23 protein-coding genes and 1 tRNA gene are annotated in these 21,579 nt (G+C 62.3%); 19 read left to right on the top strand and 5 right to left on the bottom strand.

Going from position 1 to position 21,579, the window contains the following annotated elements:
- Positions 1-125: 125 nt before the first annotated feature.
- The 4 genes from IZV00_RS01615 to IZV00_RS01600 are packed head-to-tail and all read left to right on the top strand — an operon-like array spanning position 126 to position 4,322.
- Positions 126-1,511 carry a glycosyl transferase family protein gene (locus tag IZV00_RS01615; RefSeq protein ID WP_196225496.1) on the top strand — a complete coding sequence of 462 codons (1,386 nt, stop codon included), beginning with the start codon at positions 126-128 and terminating at the stop codon, positions 1,509-1,511.
- 7 nt (positions 1,512-1,518) lie between these two features.
- Positions 1,519-2,586, top strand: coding sequence for a hypothetical protein (locus tag IZV00_RS01610; protein ID WP_196225495.1), 1,068 nt, complete (start codon positions 1,519-1,521; stop codon positions 2,584-2,586).
- 60 nt (positions 2,587-2,646) lie between these two features.
- Entirely contained in the window at positions 2,647-3,561 is a 915-nt protein-coding gene (locus IZV00_RS01605; RefSeq protein WP_196225494.1) for a sulfite exporter TauE/SafE family protein, read from the top strand.
- A gap of 2 nt (positions 3,562-3,563) precedes the next feature.
- Positions 3,564-4,322, top strand: a complete 759-nt coding sequence (locus IZV00_RS01600) for a TIGR02186 family protein (protein ID WP_196226447.1) — start codon at positions 3,564-3,566, stop codon at positions 4,320-4,322.
- A gap of 4 nt (positions 4,323-4,326) precedes the next feature.
- Here IZV00_RS01600 and IZV00_RS01595 read toward each other — a convergent pair whose 3' ends face one another.
- Entirely contained in the window at positions 4,327-4,758 is a 432-nt protein-coding gene (locus tag IZV00_RS01595; RefSeq protein ID WP_196225493.1) for a DUF488 domain-containing protein, read from the bottom strand.
- An 81-nt stretch (positions 4,759-4,839) separates the two neighbouring features.
- Here IZV00_RS01595 and IZV00_RS01590 point away from each other — a divergent pair, with 81 nt between their 5' ends.
- From IZV00_RS01590 to IZV00_RS01555, 8 genes are all read left to right on the top strand, one after another.
- Positions 4,840-5,835, top strand: coding sequence for an aspartate carbamoyltransferase catalytic subunit (locus tag IZV00_RS01590; protein WP_196225492.1), 996 nt, complete (start codon positions 4,840-4,842; stop codon positions 5,833-5,835).
- Entirely contained in the window at positions 5,832-7,055 is a 1,224-nt protein-coding gene (locus IZV00_RS01585) for a dihydroorotase (RefSeq protein ID WP_196225491.1), read from the top strand. The genes IZV00_RS01590 and IZV00_RS01585 overlap by 4 nt, the downstream gene beginning before the upstream one ends.
- Before the next feature lie 57 nt (positions 7,056-7,112).
- A tRNA-Trp gene (locus IZV00_RS01580) sits at positions 7,113-7,188 on the top strand.
- Positions 7,189-7,356: 168 nt separating this feature from the next.
- Positions 7,357-7,563 carry a preprotein translocase subunit SecE gene (gene secE / locus IZV00_RS01575; RefSeq protein WP_196225490.1) on the top strand — a complete coding sequence of 69 codons (207 nt, stop codon included), beginning with the start codon at positions 7,357-7,359 and terminating at the stop codon, positions 7,561-7,563.
- 58 nt (positions 7,564-7,621) lie between these two features.
- Positions 7,622-8,158: a transcription termination/antitermination protein NusG gene (nusG, locus tag IZV00_RS01570; protein WP_097091085.1), complete on the top strand. Its 537-nt coding sequence runs from the start codon at positions 7,622-7,624 to the stop codon at positions 8,156-8,158.
- Between the two features lie 248 nt (positions 8,159-8,406).
- Entirely contained in the window at positions 8,407-8,838 is a 432-nt protein-coding gene (rplK, locus tag IZV00_RS01565) for a 50S ribosomal protein L11 (protein WP_167301861.1), read from the top strand.
- 4 nt (positions 8,839-8,842) lie between these two features.
- Positions 8,843-9,541 (top strand): 50S ribosomal protein L1, encoded by a 699-nt coding sequence (gene rplA / locus IZV00_RS01560; RefSeq protein WP_196225489.1) that lies wholly within the window; start codon positions 8,843-8,845, stop codon positions 9,539-9,541.
- A gap of 230 nt (positions 9,542-9,771) precedes the next feature.
- Positions 9,772-11,520, top strand: a complete 1,749-nt coding sequence (locus IZV00_RS01555; protein ID WP_196225488.1) for a DEAD/DEAH box helicase — start codon at positions 9,772-9,774, stop codon at positions 11,518-11,520.
- A 74-nt stretch (positions 11,521-11,594) separates the two neighbouring features.
- Here IZV00_RS01555 and ybaL read toward each other — a convergent pair whose 3' ends face one another.
- Both ybaL and IZV00_RS21315 read right to left on the bottom strand, forming a co-directional pair.
- Positions 11,595-13,235 (bottom strand): YbaL family putative K(+) efflux transporter, encoded by a 1,641-nt coding sequence (ybaL, locus tag IZV00_RS01550; protein WP_196225487.1) that lies wholly within the window; start codon positions 13,233-13,235, stop codon positions 11,595-11,597.
- A gap of 62 nt (positions 13,236-13,297) precedes the next feature.
- Positions 13,298-13,423, bottom strand: a complete 126-nt coding sequence (locus IZV00_RS21315; protein WP_268934771.1) for a hypothetical protein — start codon at positions 13,421-13,423, stop codon at positions 13,298-13,300.
- A gap of 625 nt (positions 13,424-14,048) precedes the next feature.
- Between IZV00_RS21315 and rplU the strand changes: the two genes are divergently transcribed.
- The 6 genes from rplU to IZV00_RS01520 all read left to right on the top strand — a co-directional run bounded on the left by rplU (position 14,049) and on the right by IZV00_RS01520 (position 18,804).
- Positions 14,049-14,345, top strand: coding sequence for a 50S ribosomal protein L21 (gene rplU, locus IZV00_RS01545; protein ID WP_196225486.1), 297 nt, complete (start codon positions 14,049-14,051; stop codon positions 14,343-14,345).
- 30 nt (positions 14,346-14,375) lie between these two features.
- Complete coding sequence (rpmA, locus tag IZV00_RS01540; protein WP_007683600.1) at positions 14,376-14,645, top strand: 50S ribosomal protein L27; 270 nt, start codon at positions 14,376-14,378, stop codon at positions 14,643-14,645.
- 272 nt (positions 14,646-14,917) lie between these two features.
- Positions 14,918-15,493 carry a GNAT family N-acetyltransferase gene (locus IZV00_RS01535; RefSeq protein ID WP_196225485.1) on the top strand — a complete coding sequence of 192 codons (576 nt, stop codon included), beginning with the start codon at positions 14,918-14,920 and terminating at the stop codon, positions 15,491-15,493.
- Positions 15,494-15,604: 111 nt separating this feature from the next.
- A complete protein-coding gene (obgE, locus tag IZV00_RS01530; RefSeq protein ID WP_196225484.1) occupies positions 15,605-16,699 on the top strand; it encodes a GTPase ObgE in 1,095 nt (364 codons plus the stop codon).
- Positions 16,700-16,753: 54 nt separating this feature from the next.
- Positions 16,754-17,884, top strand: a complete 1,131-nt coding sequence (gene proB / locus IZV00_RS01525; RefSeq protein ID WP_196225483.1) for a glutamate 5-kinase — start codon at positions 16,754-16,756, stop codon at positions 17,882-17,884.
- A 5-nt stretch (positions 17,885-17,889) separates the two neighbouring features.
- Positions 17,890-18,804: an NAD-dependent epimerase/dehydratase family protein gene (locus IZV00_RS01520; RefSeq protein ID WP_196225482.1), complete on the top strand. Its 915-nt coding sequence runs from the start codon at positions 17,890-17,892 to the stop codon at positions 18,802-18,804.
- Positions 18,805-18,807: 3 nt separating this feature from the next.
- On the opposite strand, the gene IZV00_RS01515 is transcribed toward IZV00_RS01520, so the two are convergent.
- The gene (locus tag IZV00_RS01515; RefSeq protein ID WP_196225481.1) at positions 18,808-19,326 is read right to left on the bottom strand and encodes a CvpA family protein; all 519 of its coding nucleotides are present in this window, start codon (positions 19,324-19,326) and stop codon (positions 18,808-18,810) included.
- Positions 19,327-19,336: 10 nt separating this feature from the next.
- Complete coding sequence (gene radA / locus IZV00_RS01510) at positions 19,337-20,704, bottom strand: DNA repair protein RadA (RefSeq protein ID WP_196225480.1); 1,368 nt, start codon at positions 20,702-20,704, stop codon at positions 19,337-19,339.
- 147 nt (positions 20,705-20,851) lie between these two features.
- On the opposite strand from radA, the gene IZV00_RS01505 reads away from it, so the two are divergent.
- A complete protein-coding gene (locus IZV00_RS01505; RefSeq protein WP_196225479.1) occupies positions 20,852-21,547 on the top strand; it encodes an endonuclease/exonuclease/phosphatase family protein in 696 nt (231 codons plus the stop codon).
- Positions 21,548-21,579: the final 32 nt, after the last annotated feature.

Below are 21,579 nucleotides of genomic sequence, written 5' to 3'. Positions count from 1 at the left end.
GCGCCGGGTCGGAGCCTTCAGTGGAATAGCAAAAGCTTTTCGCCCTGTGCAAAAAATATGTGCAAGGGCTATGAAATTTCATAGGAATTTGCCAATGCGCCCCGGTTTACAGGGGGCATTTCAACATGGCGCAATCGCTGACGGCGGTTCTAGCGATCATTTATCATGAGATTTTATTGTTCGCCGTGGTGGGACTGGCCATTGGCGGGATCGACGATTTTCTCGTGGATGTCATGTTCCTGGGCCGACGCTGGTGGCGAAACATAGCGGTCTATTCTCGTCATGCGCGCATGACGACGGCGACGCTGCCTGCCTCTTCAAAGCCTGGCAAGATCGGCATCTTCGTTCCAGCCTGGGGTGAAGCAGATGTGATCGGCCCGATGTTGCGCAATGCGCTCAACCAATGGTCCGTTGGCGACTATCGCATTTTCGTCGGCGTCTATCCCAATGATCTTGCCACCTTGGCGGCCGTCAACCCGATCGCGGACCAGGACAATCGTCTCGTCGTCTGCATCAACGAACGTCCGGGTCCCACGACCAAGGCGGACTGCCTGAACCTCCTCTGGCGCGCCATGCAGGAAGAAGAGGCGCGCACCGGCAGAATGTTCAAGGCCATAGTCTTGCATGACGCCGAAGATGTCGTCCACGCCGACGAAGTACGGCTGTTCGATGTGATGATCGATCGTTTCCAACTGGTTCAGTTGCCGGTTCTTCCACTCACGGGAGAAGGCGGTTGGTGGGCACGCTCGATCGCCAATCATTATTGCGACGAATTTGCCGAGAGCCATGGGAAATATTTGACGATCCGCGAAGCTATGGGTGCGTCGGTTCCGTCCGCCGGAGTTGCCTGCGCATTCGAACGACTGACACTCGAACGGCTCGTCAATCCGGCGAACGGGGGTCCGTTCGACCCCGCTTCCCTCACGGAAGATTATGAAGTCGGCCTTCGGATCAAGAATATGGGCGGGCGCGGCGTTTTCGTGCGGATGCGCGACGCCGCAGGCGAGCTTGTCGCCACGCGTGAATATTTTCCGGACAGCCTGGACGGCGCCATCCGCCAGAAAGCACGCTGGATGGTCGGAATCTCGCTTGCTGGTTGGGACCGCATGGGCTGGCAGGGCGGACCCACCGAATGGTGGATGCGCATCCGTGACCGGCGCGCGGCGATCGCCGCCTTCGTTCTCTTCGCTGCTTATGTCGCCTTCCTGCTTTGGGGCTTGCTTCTCATGGCAAGCTGGTTCGGCCTCGAAACCGCCTACCAGCCATCGCCGTTCGTCGAACTGCTGCTCTGGCTGAACTTCGCCTTCATGACCTGGCGCGCTGCGATGCGGGCCATTTTCGTCGGCCGCAGCTATGGATGGGGTTATGGCATCGGCGCAATCCCCCGTTCCATTCTCGCCAATCTGATTGCGATGCTTGCGGCCCGCCGCGCGGTCTTCCTCTACCTTCATTCTCTGTTCGGAAAGCCGCTGGTCTGGGACAAGACGCAGCATCGCTTCCCCCAGATTTAAGATCAGCATGGACAACAGTGCCAGCGGACGGCCTGTCCGCTTTTTCCTTGTGCTTATGACTGGCTGGGTGATCATCCGGGTCGCGAACGCCATGTTTGGAGGAAGCGCCGCCGCGCCCTTGCCGCCACGACCGATCCCGGTTGCAGCTGCCCGCCTGACCGTGCCTTCTCAGCAAAAGGCCGTACCGATTCCGGCCACGCCAACCCCACTGCTCGTCGCCAATTGGCCGATGAACAAGATACGCGCTGCGGGGCCGAGAAGGGGGATTACCCCAGCCTTTATCCCCGCGTTTCAAAGTGCCATGGGCAAGTCCGAGGATGGCCAGACGCCCTTCGATCCGAAAATCGAAGAAGTCGCGGAGAACCGCAGGCCATCCAACTTTGCTCAGTCCGCCCCGCCCGCATGGCCGCTAACGCCCTCGGACGGCACCAAAGTGCGCCGCTGGCGCGGCAGCGCGTGGCTCCTCTGGCGCGACGGCAGCGCCAATCCGCAGGATCTTGTCACGGGCGGCAGGCTCGGCGGGTCGCAAGCAGGGCTCCGGCTCGATTATGATCTGACGCCAGCCAGCAGCAGCCGCGCGGCCCTCTATGGGCGCGTAAGCCGCGCCTTCAATCGTCCCGCCTCGCCTGAGGCTGCCGTAGGGATAGCCTGGCAACCTTCCAGATTCATTCCGATCTCCATCGCGGCGGAGCGCCGGATTTCTCTGGGAAATGGCGCACGCAATGCCAACGCGGTATTTGCGGTGGGCGGCTTCGGCCCCACTCCAGTTCTGGGCAAATTGGAAGCGGAGGCTTATGGACAAGCAGGCTTGGTCGGGTTCAACCGGCGCGACCTGTTCGCTGACGGCAAGCTTTCCCTGCTCACTCCTATATCGGGGACGCCCGTACGCACCGGTCTCAGCGTATCGGGAGGCGCGCAACCGCAGGTGGAGCGCGTTGATATCGGGCCGGAGATTGAGGTCCGCCTGCCACTCCCCTGCGTCGCATCGCGGCTCAGCATTGAATGGCGGGAACGCGTAGCGGGAGAAGCATCGCCCTCATCCGGCCTCACTCTTACCCTCGGCGCGAATTTTTAACGCGGGGCGGACGCGCAGCGCCTTTATCTTGCCATCCATTCGGCCTAACCCTGTGGGCACATGGATCTTTACCTGCCCATCGCCAATCTGTCGGTGAACGCGCTGGTGATCATTGCCCTGGGCGGTGTGGTCGGCCTTCTCTCCGGCATGTTCGGCGTCGGCGGCGGCTTCCTGACCACGCCCCTGCTGATCTTCTACGGCATTCCGCCAACCGTGGCGGCCGCATCCGCCGCGTCCCAGGTCACTGGTGCCAGCGTATCGGGGGTCGTCACTCACATGGCGAGGGGCACCGTCGATTTCCGGATGGGCGGCGTCCTGATCGGCGGCGGCGTGATTGGGGCAGGCATCGGCGTGCTGTTGTTCCGGCTGCTTCAGTCCATTGGGCAGATCGATACGGCTATCGGCATCCTTTATGTCCTGATGCTCGGCGGCATCGGCATGTTGATGGCGAAGGAGTCGGTCCAGGCGCTGATACTGTTGAAGACAGGCAAACGCATGCAGGCCCGCAAGCGGCGCCATCACCCCTTGGTCGCCGCACTGCCGATGCGGTGGCGCTTCTATCGCTCGGGACTTTACATCTCTCCCCTCGCACCGTTGCTGCTCGGTGTTGCAACGGGGATACTGACAACCCTGCTGGGCGTCGGCGGCGGCTTCATCCTTGTGCCCGCCATGCTGTACCTGCTTGGCATGACCACCCAGTCGGTGGTGGGCACTTCGCTGTTTCAGATTTTGTTCGTCACCATGGCGACGACGATGATGCACGCCATGACTACAAAGGCGGTCGATCTTGTCCTCGCGATGCTGCTTCTGATCGGCAGCGTGACGGGGGCACAGATCGGCACCCGTATCTCGATGACGGTTCGTCCTGAATATCTGCGTATATTATTGTCCGTGATCGTGCTGCTGGTCGCCGCGCGCATGGCGTTGGGGCTCGGTTTCCGCCCGGACGAGATTTACACGGTGGAAGTGCGTTGAGCCTGCGCGCCCGTCTCGCACTTCTGCTCCCCCTTTCGACACTGCTTGGCGCGGCAGGGGAGCCGACGCTAGTCCCCGACGTCTCGCAACGGGAAGTGGAAATCCAGTACAGCTTCACCGGCGCCGACCTCCTGCTATTTGGAGCGATCGTCTATCCCGACGGCCGACGACCGAGCAGACCCGCGGACATATTGGTTGTGCTGAAAGGTCCTGACCAGTCCATCACCATGCGCGAGAAGCAAAAGGTCGCTGGCATCTGGGTCAATGCGGACAGCGCCCGCTTCCGCTCCGCACCCAGCTTTTATGCGGTCGCCTCTTCCCGTCCGATCGCCAACGTAGTTGATGAACGAACGGCCGCGATTTACGAACTGGGCGTGGACAAGCTGCAACTGTCCCCATCATCGCTTAATGACAGCGCAGAGCTTGATCGCTTCCAGGCCGGATTGATCGACCTGCGTGAACGATCGGGATTGTTCGCCGAAAGGCCCGGCTCGGTGGAGATCACCGATGGAGTGTTATACCGGGCACGCATCCCGCTCCCCGCGCGAGTAATCGTCGGCGATTATACAGCGGAAACCTTCCTCGTGCAGGATGGGCGGGTCGTCGCCGCCGCCGTGCGCGACATCACCATACGCAAGTCAGGGTTCGAACGTTTCATGGCGGTCGCCGCCGAACGATGGTCCTTCTTATACGGCCTTACCGCCATTCTGCTGGCGGTGGGCATGGGTTGGACCGCCGGAGCCGTCGCGCGGCGCTTCTGACGATTCAGGGCTTCAGGTCCACACGCTCGTCATCCGGGAAAAGATACTCCAGCAATAGGGAGCGATGGCATCCGTCCGCCTCCCGCTCGAAACACAGCAAAGCCGTGGGCCGCTCCCGCGCCATATCACGCAACTGTTCCGCCTGGACGATAGCTTCCGGCAGATCGAGTTGCCCCGAATAAATCTCCCGAAGTTTCGCATGATTGCCCTTGCGAGCCGCCTCCCTGCCTTCGGCGGGCGTGCCCAGCGCCTTCAGCCCGACATAGTCGATCCCGGCCTCCTTCAGCCCCGCCGCCAGAATATTCTTGGAAAATCCCGGCCGCCGCGAAAGCGGAACCGCCCTGACGTCGGCCAGCAAGGTGACGCCCGCCTCCCGCAACGCCGCTATCAGCTCGCCCTGCGTAGCTCCTTCATACCCGATCGTAAAAATCCGCATCCCATGCAGATAAGAAAGCGGACGGAACTTCCAAGCTTCCCGTCTTGCCCTCTTTCCTGCCCTCGCCTAAAGGGTCCGTTCATGCCCGACATAACCGTTCCCCCCACCTCGTCCGACCTGACCGGCCGGGCGTTGTTTCCGCATCGGCATCTTCTCTCCATCGCCGACCTGAAGCCTTGGGAAATCCGTTTCCTGCTGGATGAGGCGGAACATTGGGCACGGACCAACCGGGGCAATGCGCGCAAACATGACGACCGTCTCGCTGGAATGACGCAAATCAACGCCTTCTTCGAAAACAGTACCCGCACCCTGCTGTCGTTCGAGATTGCGGGCAAGCGTCTGGGCGCCGACGTCGTGAACATGCATGCCGGGCAGTCGAGCGTAAAGAAGGGGGAGACCCTGATCGACACGGCCATGACCCTCAACGCCATGGCCGCCGACGTGATCGTCATTCGACATGCGAGTTCGGGCGCTGTTGCCCTGATCTCGGACATGGTGGACTGCCCGGTCCTCAATGCTGGCGATGGCTGGCACCAACATCCGACCCAAGCCCTGCTGGACGCCCTCACCATCCGCCGCCGCAAGGGAGGGTTTGAGGGCCTTATCGTCGCGATTTGCGGGGATGTGCTGCATAGCCGCGTCGCGCGCTCCAACATGCTCTGCCTCGCGGCTTTGGGCGCGCAGGTCCGGGCCGTCACGCCGCCGACCTTAATGCCGCCCGAAGTGGAGATGCTGGGCGCCACGCCATATAACCGCATGGATGAAGGGCTGGATGGCGCCGACGTCGTGATGATGCTGCGCCTCCAGAATGAACGGATGGACGGCGCCTTCATCCCCTCGCCTCGCGAATATCACATGCTTTACGGCCTGACACCCGAACGGCTTGCCATAGCCAAGCCGGACGCATTGGTCATGCACCCCGGCCCCATGAACCGCGGTGTCGAGATATCGAGCGTGGTGGCCGATGATCCGAACCGTTCCGCCATCACCGAACAGGTGGAAATGGGCGTCGCCATCCGCATGGCCTGCCTGGATGTGCTGACCCGTGGCGCGCGCGGTGTGGAGGGTTGGGCATGAGCAAGCTTGCCATCATCAACGCGAAACTGGCCGACCCCGCTGCCCGCGACGTCCACACTGGCGCGATCCTCATCGAAGGCGATCAGATCATCGCCTCGGGCAATGTCGATGTGCCGGACGACGCTGAAAAGATCGACGCCGCCGGGCTGGTGGTGGCACCGGGCCTCATCGATCTGGGCGTGTTCGCTACCGATAAGCCCGCCTTCCACTTCGGCGGGATCACCCGGGCCGCCCTGATGCCCGACCAGTCCTCCCCGCTGGATGAGGCTGGCCTCATCCGTCAGGCCGCGCGCGCGGGGAAGCCCGACTTCTGGGTCCATCCGATCGCCGCTGCCACGCGGGGCCTCAAAGGGGGCGAGCTGGCGGAAATCGGCATGATGCAGGCAGCGGGTGCCAAGGCGGTTGCCACGGGACGCCAATGGATCGCGGATTCAGGCGTGATGATGCGGGTACTCGCCTATGCCTCCGGCCTCGGCCTGACGGTCATCACGCATGCCGAGGACAGCGGCCTCGCAGGCAAGGCAGTCGCAACCAGCGGCGAAACGGCAACCCGGCTGGGCCTGCCCCACGCACCGGCCTGCGCAGAAGCGATCGCCATCGCACGCGACCTCATGCTGGCGAAGGAAACGGGCGCCGCCATCCATTTCCGGCTCGTGACGACGAAGGCGGGCTTTGACCTCATACGCGCAGCAAAGGCCGAAGGCGTAAGGGTCACCTGCGGGATTAGCCCGGCCTATCTTTACCTTGCCGACAATGCCGTCACCAACTTCCGCACCTTCGCGCGCCTGTCGCCTCCGCTAAGGTCGGAGGATGACCGCAAGGCCTCGATCGTCGCGGTCGCCGACGGTACGGTCGATGTAATCACCTCCAGTCACGATCCTCGTGGCCCCGAGGATAAGAGGTTGCCCTTCGCCGACGCGTCTCCCGGCATGGCTGGAGCCGAAACCCTGCTCGCCCTGTCGCTGAACCTCGTGCGCGAAGGACATCTGTCGATGACGCGCCTGATGATGCTGCTCAGCGCCAATCCGGCCCGCATATTGGGCGTCGATGCAGGAAGCTTCGCGGCCGGTAGCGCTGCCGACCTCATCTTCATCGATCCCGATGCGCCTTGGATCATAGATTCCACGAAAATGGCGGCGCAGGCGGGCAATACGCCCTTCGATCGGATGCCAGTACAGGGCCGCGCCCGCCGCGTGATGAAGGGCGGCATTTTCCTCTAAAGTTTCCTGCTTGCTCTCCCCCGCAGGCCACGCTAAAGCGCCCTCCTTCGCCGGTACAGGAGTGTAGCTCAGCTGGTAGAGCGTCGGTCTCCAAAACCGAATGCCGGGGGTTCGAGTCCCTCCACTCCTGCCAGGTCGCTGAGCGCTGATCCTTGATTTTTCAAAGGTTCGCGGTTAGTTGCCCCAGCGAAGATGGGTCGCGGAGCCAGCGGCCGCACCCCGGGACGCCGACATGGCGGGGTCCGGAGGGCGGACTGTTGCTTCGCGCTTTGGTGTTTGTTCGAAAGTTGTTGAGGCAGTGATGGCGAAGGTTTCTCCGGGCGAATTCGTCAATCAGGTGAAGACCGAAGCGTCGAAGATCGTGTGGCCCACGGGCCGTGAAACGGTCATGACTGCGGTGATGGTCGGTATCATGACCACACTGCTCGGCCTCTTCTTCTTCGGGATCGACACCTTTTTCGGGGCGATCGTTCGCTGGCTGCTGGCGTTCGCCGCCGGACGGGCTTGAAGTTTTGGATTACCGCGATTTCCCAGTAAATCGCCTGGTAGGAGTTTGAGACGGTAACATGGCGCGCTGGTACATCATCCACGCCTATTCGGGCTTCGAAAACAAGGTCAAGGAATCGATCCTGTCCGAAGCCGAGCGCATGGGCCTCTCCCAGCTGGTCGAGCAGGTGGAAGTCCCCACCGAGACCGTGACCGAAGTGAAGCGCGGCAAGAAGGTTCAGGTCGAACGCAAGTTCATGCCCGGCTACGTCCTCGCCAAGCTGGCGATGAACGACGACATCTACCACCTCGTGAAGAACACGCCCAAGGTGACCGGCTTCCTCGGCTCCTCCGGCAAGCCGCAGGCGATCAGCGAGACCGAAGCCGCCCGCTATTTCGGCGCGCAGAAGGCCGCCGAAGCCGCGCCCAAGCACAAGGTCAATGTCGATTACGAAATCGGCGACAGCGTCAAGGTTCTGGACGGCCCCTTCGCCAGCTTCAACGGCACGGTCGAGGAACTGGATTTCGAAAAGAACCGGGTCAAGGTGTCCGTGTCGATCTTCGGCCGCGCCACGCCGGTCGAACTGGACTTCGAACAGGTCGAACTGTCGAAGTAAGAATTTCCTCTCCCGCAAGCGGGAGAGGGAAGCGAGACTTGGCGGCTCTGCCGCCTAGTCGCAGCGGGAGAGGGCACAGCCCCCTCTCCAACCTACGCTAGCCAGCAAACTGGCAAGCTACGGTATCCTCTCCCCTGAAGGGGCGAGGATAATACAGTGCGGAAGGCATCCTCAGGGATTGCTGCTTGACCGCTAAACTTGAACCGGGCGGGTCGCTTGCGATCCTCCCAGCAATAGAGTGAGTGAAAATGGCCAAGAAGATTACGGGCTATATCAAGCTCCAGGTGCCCGCTGGAGCCGCCAACCCCTCGCCGCCGATCGGTCCGGCGCTGGGTCAGCGCGGTGTGAACATCATGGAATTCTGCAAGGCGTTCAATGCCTCGACGGAAAAGATGGACAAGGGCACCCCGCTGCCGACCATCATCACCGTTTATGCGGACCGTTCGTTCAGCTTCGTCACGAAGCAGCCGCCCGCCACCTACCTCATCAAGAAGGCCGTCAACCTGAAGTCGGGTTCCAAGGAGCCGGGCAAGGTTACCGCCGGAAAGATCACCCGCGCCCAGCTCGCTGAAATCGCCCAGGCCAAGATGGTTGACCTGAACGCGAACGACATCGACGCAGCGACGAAGATCATCGAAGGCTCCGCTCGCGCGATGGGCCTCGAAGTGGTGGAGGGCTAATATCATGGCAAAGCTGACCAAGAAGGCGAAGGCTCTCGCTACTGCCGTTGACCGCGAAAAGCTGCACGGTGTCGACGAAGCTCTGGGTCTGATCAAGACCCACGCAACCGCCAAGTTCGACGAAAGCGTCGAAATCGCGATTAACCTGGGCGTCGATCCCCGTCACGCTGACCAGATGGTGCGTGGCGTCGTCACCCTGCCCGCAGGCACCGGCAAGGACGTCCGCGTCGCCGTGTTCGCCCGTGGTGACAAGGCGGAAGCCGCAACCGCTGCTGGCGCCGACATCGTGGGCGCCGAAGACCTGCTGGACAGCATCCAGGCTGGAAACATCGACTTCCAGCGCGTAATCGCCACCCCCGACATGATGGGTCTGGTCGGCCGTCTGGGTAAGGTTCTGGGTCCCAAGGGCCTGATGCCGAACCCGAAGCTTGGCACCGTCACCCCGAACGTCGCCGAAGCCGTGAAGGCCGCCAAGGGTGGTCAGATCGAATTCCGCGTCGAAAAGGCTGGCATCATCCACGCCGGTCTCGGCAAGGCGAGCTTCTCGGCCGAAGACCTGCGCAAGAATTTCGACGCTTTCGTTGACGCCATCGTCAAGGCGAAGCCGTCGGGTTCGAAGGGCAAGTACGTCCGCAAGATCGCCCTGTCGTCCTCGATGGGTCCGGGCGTGAAGGTCGACGTGGCGGAAGTCGCTTCGGTCTGATCCCTCGCAATAGTTAATATAGGGGCCGCCTTCCCTCTTTGCGGGGGAAGGCGGCCTTCTTATTTTGGGTGCTTCTTCGCACCCATTTCTGCCTTGGGCAGAGGTCCTCAGGGACGGTGTGAACTTCGGGGTGTGTGACCTTGCATCCCGGGCTCCGGCAGCGGCCGAAGCACATCAGGTCATCATGTATCCGTCGGGAATGGCGGGTCGCTTTACCGACGGAAAATATAATGTCTTTTGAACATCTCCCGCCCCTCCTCTCGGACGCCCTGACGCGGAAAGGCTATGAAAGCCTGACCCCGGTTCAGGCCGAAGTCACCCAACCGGAAGCAGAAGGCCGGGACCTCATCGTCTCGGCACAGACCGGCTCGGGCAAGACGGTCGCCTTTGGCCTCGCCATGGCCGGCGAACTGCTCGGCGAAGAAATGCGTCTGCCCGTAGCGGGAAAGCCGCTCGCGCTCGCCATCGCCCCCACCCGCGAACTGGCGCTGCAAGTCAGCCGTGAACTGGAGTGGCTTTACGGCGAAGCCCGCGCTCGCATCGCCACCTGCGTCGGCGGCATGGACGCCGCCAAGGAACGGCGCGCCCTTTCCCACGGCGCGCACATCGTCGTCGGCACGCCCGGCCGCCTGCGCGACCATCTCGAACGCGGCGCACTGGACCTGTCGGGACTCAAGACCGTTGTCCTCGATGAAGCTGACGAAATGCTCGACATGGGCTTCCGCGAAGATCTGGAAGAGATACTCGACGGCGCGCCCGAAGGCCGCCGCACCCTCCTCTTCTCCGCCACCATGCCGAAGCCGATCGTTGCGCTCGCCAAGCGCTACCAGAAGGACGCGCTGCGCATTTCGACTGTCAGCGACGAACGTGGCCACGGCGACATCAGCTATCAGGCCGTGACCGTCGCACCCGCCGACATCGAAAACGCCGTCGTCAACCTGCTGCGCTACCATGAGGCGGAAACAGCGATCCTGTTCTGCGCCACCCGCGATAATGTCCGCCACCTCCACGCCAGCCTCACCGAACGCGGTTTCGCCGCCGTGGCGCTGTCGGGCGAACACAGCCAGAATGAACGCAACCATGCGCTCCAGGCCTTGCGCGACCGCCGCGCGCGCGTCTGTGTCGCCACCGATGTTGCTGCGCGCGGCATCGACCTTCCCAACCTCAGCCTCGTCGTGCACGTCGAAATCCCGCGTGACGCAGAAACGATGCAGCACCGTTCTGGCCGCACCGGGCGCGCAGGCAAAAAGGGCACGGCTGTCCTCATCGTCCCCTACCCCCGCCGCCGCCGTGTCGAATCCATGCTGCGTGGCGCCAAAATCCCGGTCGAATGGGGCACCCCGCCGAGCAAGGAAGTGATCCAGCAGCAGGATAATGCCCGTCTGCGCGAACGCCTGATGGAGAAGGCGGAGCTGGACGAGTTGGACTGGGCGCTGGGCGCTGAACTGCTGGCCGAAAAGTCCGCCAAGGAAATCGCCGCCATGCTGGTGAAAAGCGCCCGCGCCGCCCTCCCCGCGCCCGAAGAACTGCTCGACGCCAGCGAAGCGCCGCCCCGCCGCGATGGGCCTCGTCCGGGCTTTGAGGATACCGTCTGGTTCCGCATAGACATCGGCCGCCGTCACAATGCCGACCCGCGTTGGATCCTGCCGCTGATCTGCCGCCGAGGCCATGTGTCACGCCAGGACATCGGCGCGATCCGGATCGCCGCCAACGAAACGCTGTTCGAAATCCCCAGCGCGATCGTATCCCGCTTCATCGGCTCGGTGAAGCGCACGGGCGAGGCGAGCGACGAGGGCGCTGAAGTCCAGTTCGAACAGATTGAGGGAACCCCTCGGGACACGGCGCGCGAAAACCGCCGCGAAGGGCCACCGCGTGGCAAGGGCCGCCCGAATGAGGGGCGCGGCCCGAAGCCTGCCTACGGCGCCCGGCCATTCAAGGGCGCCCCCCGCAAAGGCCCGCCTCGCAAGCCACGCGGATAAGACACCGCTCCCAAAACAATGTGCTCCTGGCTTTACAGGAGCACATTGTTGCCTGAGACAGCCTCAGCTGACGCTCAACCCGCGCCGGATAACTGAAGCATCCGCGCTGCCAGCTCGCGCTCTCCCATGACGACATGGGGTACGCCAATCCCTTCCAGGTGTGCGACCTCTGCATCACTATGCGCTCGCGCAATCACCTGCAGGTTGGGATTGAGGTGACGCGCATGCTCATGGATCGCACCACCTTCAAACCCTTCCGGAACGGCGATCAGCAACCGCCGAGCCTCGCAAATGCCAGCAGCCATCAAATAACGGTCCTCCAGCGCGCTTCCTCGCACTACCGGATGGCCCGCCTCCTCGGCCTCCTCTGCCCGTTCCGGGTCCGTCTCCAGCACAACGAAATGGGCATTGCGTTCGGACAGGCGCTCCGCAATCATCTTGCCGACCCGGCCATATCCGACCAGGATCACGTGGCCGATGTGCGGCCGCTGGCGCGCCCTTTCTGCTTCCGCCTCCTCCTCAATTTCCTCCTTCTTGTGCGCCCGCACGATCATCGAGAAGATGAACGGATTCAAAAAGATCGACACGATCGCCCCGGCAAGGATCAAGTCGCGTCCTTCCGCAGGCAGCACGCCTAGGCCAGTGCCCAATGTAGCAAGGATGAAGGAAAACTCGCCGATCTGCGCCAGGCTCGCCGCGATCGTCAACGCCGTATCCCCCGGATGGCCGAAGGCGCGTACGATCGCGAACGCGGCGATAGACTTGCCGATGATGATGATCGCCACGGTGGCAAGCAGGGGCAACGGCTGTTCGACAAGCACCGATGGATTGAACAACATGCCCACCGACACGAAGAACAGTACCGCGAATGCGTCGCGCAGCGGCAGCGTTTCCTCCGTCGCGCGGCGGCTAAGCGGCGTCTCGCCCAGTATCATGCCCGCGAAGAAGGCGCCCAGCGCAAATGACACATCGAACGCCACGGCCGCGCCGAAAGCCACGCCAAGGGCGATTGCCAGCACAGCCAGGCGAAACAACTCCCGCGATCCGGTGTGAACTACCCAGTGCAGCGCCCAAGGAATGACCCGTCGGCCCACCACGAGCATCAGGGCTACAAAACCGGCGACCTTCAGCAGGGTACTTAGCAGCGGTGCCAGCAGGTCACCCATCCCGGCCGATGCGTCTGCATTGTTCATAACCTTCGCCAGCGCAGGTAACAGTACCAACGCCAGCACCATCACCAAATCCTCGACGATCAGCCAGCCAACAGCTATGCGCCCCCGCCGCGTCTCCACAAGATCGGCCCCCTGCAAGGCGCGCAGCAAAACGACCGTACTCGCCACCGAAAGAGCGAGGCCGAACACAATACCGCCCATCACTGGCCAGCCCATATAGTGCGACAGTCCCATGCCGAGCAGCGTTGCTACCGCGATCTGCCCAATGGCACCGGGTACGGCGATATTCTTCACCGACAGCAAGTCACGCAGCGAAAAATGGAGTCCCACCCCGAACATCAGCAAAATGACACCGATTTCGGCCAATTCGTTGGCCAGACTGGTGTTAGCAACAAAGCCTGGGGTGAAAGGACCAACCATGATCCCCGCGATAAGATAACCGACCAGCGGCGAAAGTTTGAGACGATGGGCTATGGCACCCATTATGAAAGCAACAACGAGGCCCGCGACGATTGTTCCGATCAGGGGCGTGTGGTGAGGCATGGACGTCCTTCCCTGTCTGCCGGTGCGGCCCTCTGAACCTTCACCGGCAGCCTATCATATTTTCATTCTGCGACCGCTAGCATAGCGGCCGACAACAAGGCTCCGGCAGCACCCAGCCCAGTGAACACGGCGGGTATGAACCACCATGGCAGCCGTCGGTTGCTGCGGCGTGACCGTCTGTGGGTCATGGATCTCTCCTGCCGGACGATTAACGGAGTGGGCGTTAAGTCAGGGCAGGCGGAGCGCGAGCGTGAAAGGCGTGTGAAATACCCCCGCGCAAGAGCGAGGGGCAGGTCCGGACATACAAGGGATTAGATCGCGACCACCCCACGGCGGCCAGCAGGCCCGCCACAGATACCAACCATGGCATCAATGAAAATAACAAGGGGTTGTCGCCCGAACCATCAGGCTGGGTCAGGCGGCAGTCGGCCGACGCCGATTGGGTCCGGGCCTTCAGCACCACGCCTGTGGTGGCAGGATTGAACGCCGAGCCCGTTGCTATGCTGGACGGCGGCCCCAATGGCGTCAGGGCACTTAATAACGCAACACCGATCGCCATCCACAGGGTCAGCATGAAGAGAAGCCTGCCTCTCATGCTGTCAGTCCTGTACGATGTTGGCATCATGCGCGGCGGGTTCCCTTCGAGAGGGGAAGATAGGCGCTGACCCGCGCAAAAACCACCCCTAAGAAGGGGGCTTCCCGGTTGACAGAAGCGAGTCAGTCCACTACCGGGCCACATTCCCGCGCGGGTCAACAGGACGTCATGTCCTCGGCGATTTGCGTAAAGCAGATTTGAACGAGAAGAGAAGAGCCATGTTCGCAGTCGTGCGCACGGGCGGCAAGCAGTATCGCGTCGCCGCCGGAGACAAGATCGTCGTCGAGAAGCTGGCCGGTGAGGCCGGTGACAAGGTGACGCTGGATGACGTCCTGTTCGCCGGCGAAGGCAGCGACGTGAAAGACGTCAGCAAGCTGACCGTCGCCGCCGAAATCATCGCGCAGGCGAAGGGCGAGAAGGTCATCGTCTTCAAGAAGCGTCGTCGTCACAATTACCGTCGCAAGAACGGCCATCGCCAGAACCACACGATCCTGAAGATCGTGTCGATCGCCTGAGCCGCAGTCCAGTTTCGAGGAGTTTGAGTCATGGCACATAAAAAAGCTGGCGGTTCATCGCGTAACGGTCGCGATTCGGAATCGAAGCGCCTTGGCGTGAAGAAGTTCGGCGGTCAGGAAGTGATCGGCGGCAACATCATCATTCGCCAGCGTGGTACCCGCGTATATCCCGGCCGCAATGTTGGCATGGGTAAGGACCACACCCTCTTCGCCCTGGGCGAAGGCCGCGTGGTATTCCACACTGGCAAGCTCGGCCGCAAATATGTGTCGGTCGATGCCATGGCTGAAGCAGCCGAATAACGGACGATCAATGACGGATCGTCCCTCATTATTGGGGCGATCCTTCCGGAAGATGGTCTTGGACCATCTCTGATAATCCGAGGGAAAAAGGGGCGCCCCATCCGGGAGCGCCCCTTTTTCCGTTCGGCGCACCTCCCCTCATTTTCCCTCAAACCTCTGGAACCCTGAGCCTTCTCACGCGTCATGCGGGCGGGGCACAGCCAGAGGAAAGAAGTCGTCAAGCCGTAACTTTTTGCGGCCATTGGCGTGTCGACCAGAGGAGAGATTTTCACATGTTCGCCCGTACCCCCCGCCTGCTGCTGAGACCCGGTTGGATGGAAGACGCATCCGCGCTGGCCGAAGCGATTGGCGATCCGGCGGTCCTGCGCAACCTTGTCCGCGTGCCGACGCCCTATGGCATTGATGACGCACGCAGCTTCCTTGCCCTTCCGCAGGATACACGCCTGCCGCGTCTTCTGGCTTTTTCCCGCACTCGCGGTGCTCCGCGCCTGGTTGGCGGATGCGGCATCCATTTGACCGAAGATGGCACGCCTGAACTCGGATATTGGATAGCGCGTCCCTATTGGGGGCTGGGCTTTGCGACGGAGGCCGCCAGCGCGGTGTACGGCATGGCCCGAGCAGCAGGCGTGAGCGGGATTCGCGCGGCGCATTTCGCTGACAATCCGGCGTCAGGCAATGTGCTTCGGAAAATCGGCTTTCGTTACACCGGCCGGGTGGAGCAACGTTACAGTCCGGCGCGCGGAAATGCGGCTGAATGCCGGGTCTTTGAAGAAGGCGTGGCCCGGCGCATGATGATTGATCCTGCAATGGACCTTTATCACGACGCCATGCCCGCGCTGGCGGCCTGAACGAAGAAGGGACGGCGCCAGCAGACGCCGTCCCGCATGGAAAAGGTGAGTTTCGAGCGATAGCAGACGGCAAGGTTTAATTCCGCGTCATAAGCGGCTATGGGCCAGCCCATGCATTTTTTGGATCAGGCGAAGATATACATAAAGTCCGGTTGGGGCGGCCCCGGCGCGGTCAGTTTCCGGCGTGAGAAATATGTCGAATATGGCGGCCCTGATGGCGGCAATGGCGGCAAGGGTGGAGATATCATCTTCGAAGCCGTAGCTGGCCTCAACACCCTTATAGACTTCCGCTACACCCAGCATTTCAAGGCACAGCGCGGCATGCCGGGCGCGGGAAAGAATCGCTATGGCGCTGGCGGCAACGACCTCGTCATAAAAGTTCCCGTAGGAACGCAGATCCTCTCCGATCCCCAGCCCATAGAGGGCACAGAGGACGAGGATGGTTATCCGGAATATGAAGATCAGGAACTGCTCGCCGACTTCACAGAGGTAGGGCAACGCTTGGTCCTGTTGCGCGGCGGCGATGGCGGCCGGGGCAACCTGTCTTACAAGACCAGCACCAACCGTGCGCCACGGCAGCATGGAACGGGCTGGCCGGGACAGGAAATGTGGGTCTGGCTGCGGCTGAAATTGCTTGCCGACGTCGGCTTGGTCGGCATGCCGAATGCTGGCAAGTCGACCTTCATCAATCAGGTGACCAATACCAAGGCCAAAGTCGGGGCCTATGCCTTTACCACCACCAAGCCACAGCTCGGCGTCGTCACGCACCGTGACAAGGAATTCGTCCTGGCAGACATCCCCGGCTTGATCGAGGGTGCAGCCGAAGGCGCTGGCATCGGCGACCGATTCCTTGGCCATATCGAGCGCTGCCGCGTGCTGCTGCACCTGATCGACGCCACTGGAGACGATCCGGTCGAACAGTTCCGGATCGTGCAGGATGAACTGGAAGCCTATGGCGAGGGGCTAGCCGACAAACCGCAGATCGTGGCCCTCAACAAGGGCGACCTGCTCGGGCCGGAATTGATGGAGGACATCGCCGCCCAAATCCGGCGCGAGGCTGGCGTGGAGAAGATATTCATCATCTCGGGCGCGACTGGCGAAGGTGTGCAACCGCTGCTGGATGCTGTCCTGCCATTGCTAGCGGACGGCAGACCGATGGAGGAAGAGGCCAGTGACGAAGGCGACGCTTCATGGTCGCCGATCTGAACGCTCATCAATCGCCACTTATTCTTCACGTTCCAGGCGAACGGAACTGATCCCGTGACTTCCTCTCTTTCAGGCTTCCCCCCCTCCCAAGTTCGGCGACTGGTCATCAAGATCGGCTCGGCCCTGCTGGTCGATGGGAATGGCGAGGTTCGCGAAGCCTGGCTCCGAACCTTGGTCGAAGATGTCGCTGCCCGCAAAGCAGCCGGACAGCAGATCATTATCGTTTCGTCAGGCGCAATTGCGCTGGGCGCAAGACGATTGAAGCTGCCAAAGGGTGGGCGAGGCAGTCTGGAAGACGCTCAAGCCGCAGCGGCAACAGGACAGATCGCACTGTCGCAATGCTGGGCTCGGTTGTTGCAGGACAAGGGGATCACCGCCGCGCAGATGCTGGTGACACTGGACGATCTTGAGCATCGGCGGCGCTACCTGAATGCGTCTGCGACTTTGGAACGCCTGATCACACTCAATGTGGTGCCGGTGGTAAATGAGAACGACAGCGTCGCCACAGCGGAGATCCGCTTTGGCGATAACGATCGGCTGGCGGCACGTATCGGACAGGCAGCACGGGCCGACGCGGTGGTGCTGCTTTCCGACGTCGATGGGCTTTACACCGCCAACCCGCATGTCGATGCGGGCGCTATGTTGGTAGAAACAATCGAGCGCATCGACGCGCGGATCGCAAATATGGCGGACAGCGGGTCTGCGTCCGGAATGGGGTCGGGAGGGATGACCTCCAAGATCGAGGCGGCGCGGATCGCAACAGGGGCCGGAGCGCATCTCGCGATCATTTCCGGCAAGGTTGATGCTCCGCTGTCCCATTGGATCAATGGCGGAAAGGGATCGATCTTCCTCGCGGCACCTGCCAAGCGGGCGCGCAAGGGATGGCTTGCTGGGCGTTTGACCGTTCGCGGGCGCATCATCGTCGACGCAGGCGCGGAAAAAGCATTGGGACGCGGCAACAGCTTGCTGCCTGCCGGTGTGGCGAAGATAGAGGGCGCGTTCGGGCGAGGTGATGTCGTTGATATCGTCGCGCCGGATGGCCGGGTGATCGCGCGTGGGCTGAGCGAATATGACAGCGAAGAAGCGGCAAGGGTCGCAGGCAAACGCAGCGAGGATATCGCGGCTTTGCTAGGCCATCTGCCCCGATCCGTGCTCGTTCATCGCGACCAGATGGCCATGGTCTGACCCCAATGAAATTACGCATTGCCATGACCGGCGCGACAGGTTTTGTCGGCGCCGAAACGCTCAATCAGGCGTTGGACGCTGGGCATCATGTGACAGCCATCACCCGAAAGGCGCAGCCGCCCCGCGCCCGGCTGAAATGGGTGCCCGGATCGCTTGAAGACCGTGCGGCGCTGAACACGCTGGTACGCGACGCCGATGTGGTGATCCATATTGCAGGCGTCGTAAACGCGTCCGATCGCGACGGGTTCGAGGCCGGGAACGCGCGGGGGACAATGGCCGTCATCGACGCCATGCGGCAGCGTGGGGTCCGGCGATTGGTCCATGTGTCATCGCTGGCCGCGCGGGAACCGAAACTGTCCGACTATGGCTGGTCCAAAGCGCTCGCCGAACGTCACGTCAAGGCGAGCGGACTGGATTGGACGATCGTGCGCCCGCCTGCGATCTATGGGCCGGGTGATCGGGAAATGCTGGAGCTGTTCCGGATGGCCAAGCGGGGCATCATGCTGCTGCCCCCGGGTGGACGGCTGTCCCTGATCGAGGTCAGCGACCTTGGCCGGTTGCTGCTGCTTCTTGCTGGCGAGACGGAAATGAGCCTTGCTCACAGTTATGAGGCGGACGACGGCACGCCTGGCGGATGGGATCATCTGGACTTCGGACAGGCGATCGGACGAGCGGTCGGAAGACCCGTGCGGACTTTTGCCACGCCCAACTGGGCGCTGAGCTTGGGCGCGCAGCTGGATCGCATGCTGCGGGGCAAGGCGGCGAAGCTGACGCAGGATCGAGTCAGCTATTTCTGCCATCCCGATTGGGTGGTCACAAAGCGCAAGCAGCCTCCCAAAAAATTGTGGGTGCCCGAAGTTGCTACCGAAGAGGGATTGAAAGCAACAGCGGACGCTTACCGCGCAAAGGGCTGGCTGTAGCGATTAGTCGCTTTCGGCGTCCGACTTTCTGGCGCGGCGTTCGGCCACGAATTCGCTGATCGCCTGGCCGCTGGCGTTGAGCAGCGGATAGGTGCGGGCGTCGGACAACCAATCGGGGCGGCGCTCTCCGCTGCCGTAGAAAGTGTCGTAGGTCAGACTGAACGCGAGGAAGACCAGCGTTGCCCCGATCAATCCCTTGATGGCGCCGAAGCCACCGCCGAGGACGCGGTCGATGGGGCCAAGAATCGACTGACGGGTACGGCGGCCGATGGCGTGGGCGAGGAGTTTTCCTGCGCCGAAGGTTATGCCGAAAACAAGAAGGAATGCGAGAATTGACGCGCCTCCGGTGGTTCCGACCAAGGGGGTGAGGAGTTCGGTCGCGGAGGGGTGGAAGATGCGCATGGCGAAGATGCCGAGGACCCAGGCGATCAGCGAAAGGGTTTCAAGAACGAAACCACGAAGCAAGCCCAATACGGCGCAACCGCCGATGGCGAGAAGGACGAGGATATCGACGGCGTTCATGAGCGCCGGGCTATCCGCGGCCGAGCATCTGGTCAACCAATTGGCTTAAGGCGCGATAGCCGCTGACCGCTATTCCCTTCACTCCGTCGGCGACTGCGGAAGGCACATAGGCCCGTTCAAAACCGAGCTTGGCCGATTCGCGCAGGCGCAGCGGGGCATGAGCGACAGGACGTATTTCCCCCGAAAGCGCGATTTCGCCGAAGAGGACCAGATCGGCGGGCACCGGCCGTTCCGCGAGCGCCGATATGAGCGCGGCGGCAACCGCCAAGTCGGCGGCCGGATCGGACAGGCGGTAGCCGCCCGCGACATTCAGATAGACTTCGCAGGTGGAGAAGCTGAGGCCGCAGCGCGCCTCCAGCACGGCAAGGACCATGGCGAGACGGCCGCTGTCCCAGCCCACCACCGCACGCCGGGGCGTGGCGCCGCTGGACAGGCGGACGACGAGCGCCTGTATCTCCACCAGTACGGGCCGCGTGCCTTCTAATGCAGGAAAGACGGTCGCGCCGGTCACGGTTTCGTCCCGATGGGTGAGGAACAACGCCGATGGATTGGAGACTTCCTCCAGCCCCTCCGCCACCATCGCGAAGACGCCGATCTCGTCGGTGCCGCCGAAGCGGTTCTTGATCGCGCGCAGGATGCGATATTGATGGCTACGCTCGCCCTCGAAGCTCAGGACCGTATCAACCATATGCTCCAGCACGCGCGGTCCGGCGATGCTGCCATCCTTGGTCACATGGCCGACGAGAATGACGGCTGTGCCGCGCTGCTTGGCGAAGCGGATGAGTTCCTGACTTGATGCGCGCACCTGGCTGACGGTGCCCGGCGCCCCCTCGATCAGGTCGCTGTGCATCGTCTGGATGGAGTCGATGACGAGCAGCGCCGGCGGCTCCCCCTCCCCCAGCGTCGTCAGGATGTCACGGACGGAGGTCGCGCTGGCGAGTTGCACGGGCGCGTTGCCAAGGCCGAGGCGCTGCGCCCGCAGGCGAACCTGATCCGCCGCTTCTTCACCGCTGATATAAGCAACGGAAAGGCCGCGCGCGGCAATGCGGGCGGCCGCCTGAAGCAACAGGGTGGACTTGCCAATCCCCGGATCGCCACCGATCAGCGTGGCGGAACCCGGAACGATGCCGCCACCCAGTGCGCGGTCGAACTCCGCAATGCCGGTGCTGGTGCGCTGGGGCAGTTCAACCTGACTGTTCAGGCCTACCAAAGTCAGGGCGCGTCCGCCGCTTTGTAGATCATGGCGCGCGGAAAAGATGGTTTCGGACGCTTCCTCGACAATGCTGTTCCATTCGCCGCAGTCATCGCATTGCCCCTGCCAACGGGAGGAGAGCGTGCCGCACTGCTGACAGACGAATTTGCGCTTTGCCTTGGCCATGGCGGAGCTATGACTTGCCACGGTGAACGTTTCAAGAACAAAGAACAGATGGATCGGCCCCCTCGCCCCGCCCGCCTTATGACGAAGAAGTTTGGAGACCGTCCAAGAGCGCTGGAAACTCATGCGGATGTGGCGCATTGTCTCGCCATGAAGTCGTTACGCGTTGCCAGCTATAATATCCGCAAAGCCATTGGCACAGACCGCCGCCGCAGCCCCGAACGAGTGCTGGAGGTGCTGGGAGAGTTGGACGCGGACGTGATTGCGTTGCAGGAAGCGGATCGCCGATTTGGCGTTCGATCAGCCGCCATCCCACCCTGGCTGCTGGAATCGATGAGCCAGTACAAGCCGGTTCCGTTGAACGTGCATGTCGATTCGATGGGCTGGCATGGCAACGCGATATTGGTGCGGAAGGAGGCGGATATCCGCACCCATGACGTGCTGCACCTGCCCTGCCTGGAACCGCGTGGCGCGACGATGGCGGAGGTTGAACTGGGCAAGGCAAAGCTGCGTGTTTTTGGCATGCATCTCGACCTGTCGGGTCTGTGGCGGCGCAAGCAGGCGGCGGCAGTCATCCACGCGGCGGCGCAACGGGACGCCATGCCGACCGTGCTGATGGGCGATTTGAATGAATGGAGCGCGAACCGAGGGTGCCTGGCGGACTTTGCGCGCCATTATAGCTTCGCGCCTTGTGGCCGGAGTTTCCACGCGCGGCGGCCCGTCGCGCATCTCGACCGGATCATGCATTGCGGGCAATTGAAGCTGGTGGACAGCGGCGTGCATGACAGTGCGGCGTCGCGCAAGGCTTCGGATCATTTACCGATCTGGGCGGAGTTTCGGTTGTGAGTTCGGTGTTTTCGTTTGGACTGGACCATATG

Origin of the sequence: Sphingobium sp. Cam5-1, assembly GCF_015693305.1 — a bacterium.
GTDB lineage: Bacteria > Pseudomonadota > Alphaproteobacteria > Sphingomonadales > Sphingomonadaceae > Sphingobium.
Note: the sequence above shows the minus strand (reverse complement) of the source record. Positions and strands in the feature narration are given on the sequence as shown.

Bases quoted from the DNA above. Each gene is read 5' to 3' on its own strand.
- IZV00_RS01615 (WP_196225496.1), top strand. From the start codon at position 126: ATGGCGCAATCGCTGACGGCGGTTCTAGCGATCATTTATCATGAGATT.
- IZV00_RS01610 (WP_196225495.1), top strand. From the start codon at position 1,519: ATGGACAACAGTGCCAGCGGACGGCCTGTCCGCTTTTTCCTTGTGCTT.
- IZV00_RS01605 (WP_196225494.1), top strand. From the start codon at position 2,647: ATGGATCTTTACCTGCCCATCGCCAATCTGTCGGTGAACGCGCTGGTG.
- IZV00_RS01595 (WP_196225493.1), bottom strand. From the start codon at position 4,758: ATGCGGATTTTTACGATCGGGTATGAAGGAGCTACGCAGGGCGAGCTG.
- IZV00_RS01590 (WP_196225492.1), top strand. From the start codon at position 4,840: ATGCCCGACATAACCGTTCCCCCCACCTCGTCCGACCTGACCGGCCGG.
- IZV00_RS01585 (WP_196225491.1), top strand. From the start codon at position 5,832: ATGAGCAAGCTTGCCATCATCAACGCGAAACTGGCCGACCCCGCTGCC.
- secE (WP_196225490.1), top strand. From the start codon at position 7,357: ATGGCGAAGGTTTCTCCGGGCGAATTCGTCAATCAGGTGAAGACCGAA.
- nusG (WP_097091085.1), top strand. From the start codon at position 7,622: ATGGCGCGCTGGTACATCATCCACGCCTATTCGGGCTTCGAAAACAAG.
- rplK (WP_167301861.1), top strand. From the start codon at position 8,407: ATGGCCAAGAAGATTACGGGCTATATCAAGCTCCAGGTGCCCGCTGGA.
- rplA (WP_196225489.1), top strand. From the start codon at position 8,843: ATGGCAAAGCTGACCAAGAAGGCGAAGGCTCTCGCTACTGCCGTTGAC.
- IZV00_RS01555 (WP_196225488.1), top strand. From the start codon at position 9,772: ATGTCTTTTGAACATCTCCCGCCCCTCCTCTCGGACGCCCTGACGCGG.
- ybaL (WP_196225487.1), bottom strand. From the start codon at position 13,235: ATGCCTCACCACACGCCCCTGATCGGAACAATCGTCGCGGGCCTCGTT.
- IZV00_RS21315 (WP_268934771.1), bottom strand. From the start codon at position 13,423: ATGACCCACAGACGGTCACGCCGCAGCAACCGACGGCTGCCATGGTGG.
- rplU (WP_196225486.1), top strand. From the start codon at position 14,049: ATGTTCGCAGTCGTGCGCACGGGCGGCAAGCAGTATCGCGTCGCCGCC.
- rpmA (WP_007683600.1), top strand. From the start codon at position 14,376: ATGGCACATAAAAAAGCTGGCGGTTCATCGCGTAACGGTCGCGATTCG.
- IZV00_RS01535 (WP_196225485.1), top strand. From the start codon at position 14,918: ATGTTCGCCCGTACCCCCCGCCTGCTGCTGAGACCCGGTTGGATGGAA.
- obgE (WP_196225484.1), top strand. From the start codon at position 15,605: ATGCATTTTTTGGATCAGGCGAAGATATACATAAAGTCCGGTTGGGGC.
- IZV00_RS01520 (WP_196225482.1), top strand. From the start codon at position 17,890: ATGAAATTACGCATTGCCATGACCGGCGCGACAGGTTTTGTCGGCGCC.
- IZV00_RS01515 (WP_196225481.1), bottom strand. From the start codon at position 19,326: ATGAACGCCGTCGATATCCTCGTCCTTCTCGCCATCGGCGGTTGCGCC.
- radA (WP_196225480.1), bottom strand. From the start codon at position 20,704: ATGGCCAAGGCAAAGCGCAAATTCGTCTGTCAGCAGTGCGGCACGCTC.
- IZV00_RS01505 (WP_196225479.1), top strand. From the start codon at position 20,852: ATGAAGTCGTTACGCGTTGCCAGCTATAATATCCGCAAAGCCATTGGC.